Genomic DNA, 5,395 nt, shown 5'->3' with positions numbered 1-5,395 from the left:
CGCTCCAAACCGGCAGGGCTGTGAAAAGGCGGCCTGACGGACCTTGCAGCCGGAGTTCCGTTCTTCGCCACGGAGTCGCCCGCGCACAAGGGCCATAGCACAATTTTGCACGGAAAGGTCTTGTCCATCTCATCCGTGAGTACAAATTGGTGCGGTGCTGCGCGGGGAAGGTCATGTGCCGGCGGAACCTACACCATCAAATGGGAAACGAGCGATGCCGTCGAGGGGGGCTTCCACCCGATCAGTTCAATGCAATTTTTCTGCAATCATATAGATAAGTCGGCATTATAAGCTGCGGCTGCGATATGATTCTTGCGATGGATAATGAATCATATTACAAACTCTGCACACTTAGCGGACTTCCATATATGATTCCTAAACGTACCGGAAGCTTAGCGGCATATGCTGAAGGACTTGCATCCTCCGGGCGAATTACCTTCGCCCGAGAAGAGGCGATGGATGCTCTCGAACTTGGCCATGGGGCGTTTCAGGATGCTGCAAGGCGGCTAACCCAGAAAGGCTATATTTTTGCTCCCCGCCGCGGATTTTACGTCATCACGCCGACACGCTTCCTCAAATGGGGCGCTCCGCCACCCAGCTTCTACATCGACGCGATGATGAAGCACGCAGGTATCCCCTATTATGTCGGCCTACAAAAGGCTGCCGAGCTGAGTGGAGCAGCCCATCAAGCGGTGATGGAATTTCAGGTTGTCACCAATCGACAGTGGAAACCGATCAAGGCGGGCCGATCAAAGATCGTTTTCTATTATCGGAAAGACATGATCGCTGTTGAGCAGGGCATGGAGTTGCGCAAGACCGACACTGGGTCGATGCGGATTTCATCCCCTGCCCTCACCGCGCTCGACCTGCTGCGGTATCGACAAGCAAGCGGAAGCACCGATCATGTGGCGAGCATCCTGAATGAGCTTGCCCCGCGCATCGACGTTCAAAGCCTTGCCTCCCTTGCCTTGTCTTTCGAACGCACGGTTGTCCAACGCCTCGGATATATTTGCGACCGTCTCAACTTTCATGACTTGGCCGACGCGCTGGAGGAGATGCTGGCTAATCAACCCAAGCAATGGATTGAACTGGACCCGAACGAACGGGCATCGTCGATCATGGCGGAAGAGCCGCAGCGTGACGCTCGCTGGCACATTATGTTACGAAGGCCGATCGAGATTGACGAGCAATGATACCGGAAACGAACATAACCGCGTGGAGCCTTCATGCCCCTTGGGCAGAACCACGGCAGGTTGAACAGGATTTGATCATCTCGCGCGCGCTGGTCGACATCTTCAATCACGACCTGCTAGCCACCGCGATAAGATTTCGGGGCGGTACAGCACTCAATAAAATCATCTTCCCGACACCTTTGCGCTACTCGGAAGATATCGATCTGGTGCGGACGGAAGCGAGCCCGATAGGTCCGATCCTCGACGCGCTTCGAAGCGTGCTAGAGCCTTGGCTCGGGCAGGGAAATTTCGTCCAAAGCGCGGTTGCACCGAAGCTGCGGTTCCGCGTCCCGTCAGAGGACGAACCGGATATGGAAATCCGTTTGAAGGTGGAGATCAATACCGCTGAACGAGAAGCCTTTGACGGGCCGAAATCGGTGCCTTTCGTTGTCGAAAATCCATGGTTCACCGGCAACGCCGACATCCCCACATTTTCTACAGAGGAACTCCTCGCGACGAAATTACGCGCGCTCCTTCAGCGCGACAAGGGCAGAGACTTATTCGATCTCGATCATGCGCTGACGATCTTTCCCGATCTCGACATCGATCGCGTTGTTGCACTTTTCGGTCAGTATCTCGCCCTTCGAGAGCAAACTATCAGCCGTGCGCAAGCCGAGCAGCGGATGCTTGCCAAGTTTTCTCAGCCACAACTGTTAGGCGACATGAAAGCCTTGCTACCGCACGAATATGCCGATGCGCTCGACGCGACGGAGAGCCGCCGCGCCTTTTTGCAGGTCTTTACTCGGGTGATTGAACGCATGCCGGGCGAGCGCTGGGCAAACACCTGCACGACTGCTGCAACGCTCGGCCTTACAGAGCTTGTAAAGCCCGGCTAGCGGCGTACTCGCTAACGGCGCAACCAAGTGAAACGGTCTCTAGCGCCCGGGTACGCTGAACTTCTCCAATGCACCCGAACGTTTGATTACGTCAGCCGTTCTTTCCATTCGATGCATTGTCGGCCACGAGTTCGACCAAAGCCGCAGCCGAACCACAGCCTCCGCGATCAGCGACGGGTCATTGCGCAGCGCCGTGGCAAGATCCTTTGCCCCATCGCTGCGGAGAGCGTCGATGTCGCGCGCCTTGTGGATCGTCGCGGCATGTCGATGCAGAGATCTTGGACCGCTTGATGCGCTTCCTAGTCGATGGTGCGGACAGGTGTTGGCGCTGGCCCCTCGCCAGGGCTAACTAAGACGTTGAACCATAACCGAACTTGGCGATTATGCGGGGTCCCGGTAGGCGCCGATCAGAACCCCAGTTCGCACACATTTTCTTTTAAAAGTCAAAGCATTAGGGTAAAATCTCAGGAGTCGAGCTTCAGCGCATATTCACAAACAGGGCGGAGACACGCCCGAGGAAAGTTCTCGGCGCAGGATTGTTCGCGCACCGCCTCGGGCTTATTTCGGTCCATCTGTCTTGGAATCGGAAAACTTCGCCGCGCCATCTTCGATCTTGTGCCGATATTCGATCATCTGACGTTTTTCGGCTTTCGTCAGACCGTCCAATCCGCTCGCGACACGCGCACAATGGTCCGGCATCATCGATTCCATAAGCGCTTGGCCTTTTTTCGTCAGAAAGACATCGACCCTTCTCTTGTCGTCCTTGCGACGAAGTCGGTCCACCAATCCGTCCCGCTCGAGATTGTCGAGGAGGCCGGTGACCGTGGCGCGGGTGACTTTGTCGTGGTCTTCTTCGATACCTTAATCCCAAAAGCGACGACGTCGGGCCTGCGCCTTGGCCACCGCATCCAGGTGGCGCCCGCGGCGGGGACGCAGACCGACCCATCCCGCACCGTTCTGGAAACTCCTCCGCTCGCGGTCGCCACGAAGCTCCCACTGATCGTCGATGCTCCCTTCAAATCAGGCAGCTGGCTTGCCGCCAATGCGCTATCCAACAATGCCGATCACCGCCGCACAATCGCCGTCGTAAACGGCGCGTCCCGGATAGCACAGCGCTATGCAATCGATTTTGTGAAGCTTGACCCGCACGGGCGCGCCTATTCCGGCGATCCTTCCCGCAATGAAAATTGGGTCGGATATGGCGAACCGATACTCGCCGTCGCAGATGCCATTGTGGAACGCGTGTTTGACGGTTTGCCCGACAATCAGCCTCTCACACCGCCTTCCATCCGAATTGGTCTCGATACGATCGCCGGCAATCATCTGGTGCTGGTGCTGCCCAACGGAGAGCGCGTTCTCTATGGTCACCTCAAACCGGGAAGCATCGCGGTGAAAAAAGGAGAACATGTGAAGCGCGGCGACATATTGGCCGCACTCGGCAACTCGGGCCAATCGGACGCACCGCACCTGCATATTCATATCGCCGACGGTGCTTCGGCACTGGGCGCGAACGGCTTGACCTTTGCCTTCCGGACTTTCCGGGTCGCGGGCTATGCGCCTTCTCTTCAGATTTTGGAAAAGCCGGAAGGATGGAATGGACCCGCACCATCGGGCCGCGACGTCCGGGAAAATGAATTGCCGACCGATCTGGCAGTTATCGAGTTTTGACGGAGCCGCAGCGCAATGATGGCCGGAGCTGCGGTTCATGCTGTGGCCAACGGCCGCTTTCAGGCCGGTCTCGAAAACCTCGCTATGAGCGGGTTTGGGCACGAAACGCCGCGCTTCGATCCGCTATTGCGCTACATCCAACCGGCCACGCTGTGGATCGGCGTTGGGGCCCCTCCCAATTTACGATCCATCCTCTTAGTACTACAGTTGCATTTAATGTCGTGTTCTTCGGTGACATTGAGCCGCGATCGCTTGGTGGGTTTGGCGCCATCGGGACCAAGCCCAGATGAAGGCGGGATGGTGTTGAGCCGCGAATATGAGCTTTGCGATGAGGCGCCTGATTTCGGGCGTGGACAGGCAACGTGGGAATGCCGGGATCACGCGGCCTGGTGGTTCGGACTCCTTTTGTCCCATTTACCAAGGGCGCCACGTTCGGGTTCGCTGCGGCTCCAGGTGGCGCGTCGCTGGTCAGCGGCAAGCTTGGCGAGGAATGCGGCGGCTGCCATGACGAGCGTCATGTGACGATGCCAGCCGTGCCAGGAGCGGGCTTCGCAATGGTCCAGCCCGAGATCGTCCTTGGAGCGTAGGAAGCATTCCTCGATGGTCCAGCGCAGGCCTGCGGCTCCGGCCAGCTCCTCGAGCGATGTTCCTTCGCGCGCATAGACGAAATAATAGGCCAGTTCGCTGGGGCTCCTGAGACTGCGGCGGAAAAGGAGCCAGCGCTCGAAGCCGTGCTGGGTTGTCCAATTGAGGGGCAGGTGCGCCCAGTGATATAGCCTCGCCCCCTTGGCCCCCTCGCCCGCAGACAGCGCATGCCAGTCATCGGCTTCGATTTCGTCCGCAAGATAGGCCGGATTGGTCTGGACGAGCCCTTCCTGCGTGAGAAAGCGCAGATGCTGGTTCGAGCGCACGGCCAGAACATAGGGCTGGCCGCGATCTTCCAGCATGCGCCGCAGCTGATAGTCCGAGCCGTAAAGCGCATCGGCCAACACCCACGCGCAAGAGACGCCGGTATCCAGCGCGGCCGCGATCATCTCCCGCGCCATCGCCGGCTTGGTCGCAAAAGCGACGTCCTCGGGCACGCTCGCCTTGCGGCGACGATCGCCGTCCTCGGCCCAGGCCTTGGGTAGATAGAGCCGACGATCGATCAACGTATGGCCGTATCGGCTGGCATAGCCGAGGAACACCCCCACCTGGCAGTTCTCGATCCGTCCGGCCGTTCCAGAATATTGCCGCGCAACCCCAGCCGAATGGGCGCCCTTCTTCAGGAAACCCGTCTCATCCACGACGAGCACGCCATCCTTGTCACCGAGCGATGCCATGACATAGTCCTGCACACGATGACGCAGCGTCTCCGCCGACCAGGATGAACGCCCCAGCAGCGACTGAATGCGATAAGGACGATCCAGCCCGGCTTCCTCCGCCAGCATCCATCCGGTTTTGCGTTCGGCGCCCGAAAGCAGCCCATCGATGAACGCATCACCCGATGCCCGAGTCTCCGCCCGCCCCAACGCTGGGGCCAGATACTCCTTCAACTCATCAAGCGCCGCCCGCCAATCGACAAGCGTTCCCGCCCACTCCGCAACCGCCATGATCCGATCCCCCGCCAATCTATCGCGAGAGAATCAGATTTTGATGATAAATGCAACTGTAGTACTA

Annotated in this window: 5 protein-coding genes; 3 read left to right on the top strand and 2 right to left on the bottom strand. The window is 58.4% G+C overall.

Annotation, left to right across the window (positions count from 1 at the left end):
- Window positions 1-368 precede the first annotated feature (368 nt).
- On the top strand, window positions 369-1,193 hold the full coding sequence (locus K0M74_RS07730; protein ID WP_293970081.1) for a type IV toxin-antitoxin system AbiEi family antitoxin: 825 nt from the start codon (window positions 369-371) through the stop codon (window positions 1,191-1,193).
- Entirely contained in the window at window positions 1,190-2,068 is an 879-nt protein-coding gene (locus tag K0M74_RS07725; RefSeq protein WP_293970079.1) for a nucleotidyl transferase AbiEii/AbiGii toxin family protein, read from the top strand. Before K0M74_RS07730 ends, K0M74_RS07725 begins: the two co-directional genes overlap by 4 nt.
- A 558-nt stretch (window positions 2,069-2,626) precedes the next feature.
- On the opposite strand, the gene K0M74_RS19825 is transcribed toward K0M74_RS07725, so the two are convergent.
- The gene (locus tag K0M74_RS19825) at window positions 2,627-2,926 is read right to left on the bottom strand and encodes a MarR family winged helix-turn-helix transcriptional regulator (protein ID WP_366932642.1); all 300 of its coding nucleotides are present in this window, start codon (window positions 2,924-2,926) and stop codon (window positions 2,627-2,629) included.
- On the opposite strand from K0M74_RS19825, the gene K0M74_RS07720 reads away from it, so the two are divergent.
- Window positions 2,912-3,736 carry a M23 family metallopeptidase gene (locus tag K0M74_RS07720; RefSeq protein ID WP_366932641.1) on the top strand — a complete coding sequence of 275 codons (825 nt, stop codon included), beginning with the start codon at window positions 2,912-2,914 and terminating at the stop codon, window positions 3,734-3,736. The genes K0M74_RS19825 and K0M74_RS07720 overlap by 15 nt on opposite strands.
- A gap of 377 nt (window positions 3,737-4,113) precedes the next feature.
- Here the strand turns inward: K0M74_RS07720 and K0M74_RS07715 are convergent, their stop codons facing one another.
- Window positions 4,114-5,328 (bottom strand): IS701 family transposase, encoded by a 1,215-nt coding sequence (locus tag K0M74_RS07715; protein WP_293970073.1) that lies wholly within the window; start codon window positions 5,326-5,328, stop codon window positions 4,114-4,116.
- Window positions 5,329-5,395: the final 67 nt, after the last annotated feature.

Origin of the sequence: Sphingopyxis sp., assembly GCF_019459305.1 — a bacterium.
GTDB lineage: Bacteria > Pseudomonadota > Alphaproteobacteria > Sphingomonadales > Sphingomonadaceae > Sphingopyxis.
Note: the sequence above shows the minus strand (reverse complement) of the source record. Positions and strands in the feature narration are given on the sequence as shown.

Excerpts from the sequence above, each read along its gene's own strand:
- K0M74_RS07730 (WP_293970081.1), top strand. The coding sequence starts at position 369 with ATGATTCCTAAACGTACCGGAAGCTTAGCGGCATATGCTGAAGGACTT.
- K0M74_RS07725 (WP_293970079.1), top strand. The coding sequence starts at position 1,190 with ATGATACCGGAAACGAACATAACCGCGTGGAGCCTTCATGCCCCTTGG.
- K0M74_RS07715 (WP_293970073.1), bottom strand. The coding sequence starts at position 5,328 with ATGGCGGTTGCGGAGTGGGCGGGAACGCTTGTCGATTGGCGGGCGGCG.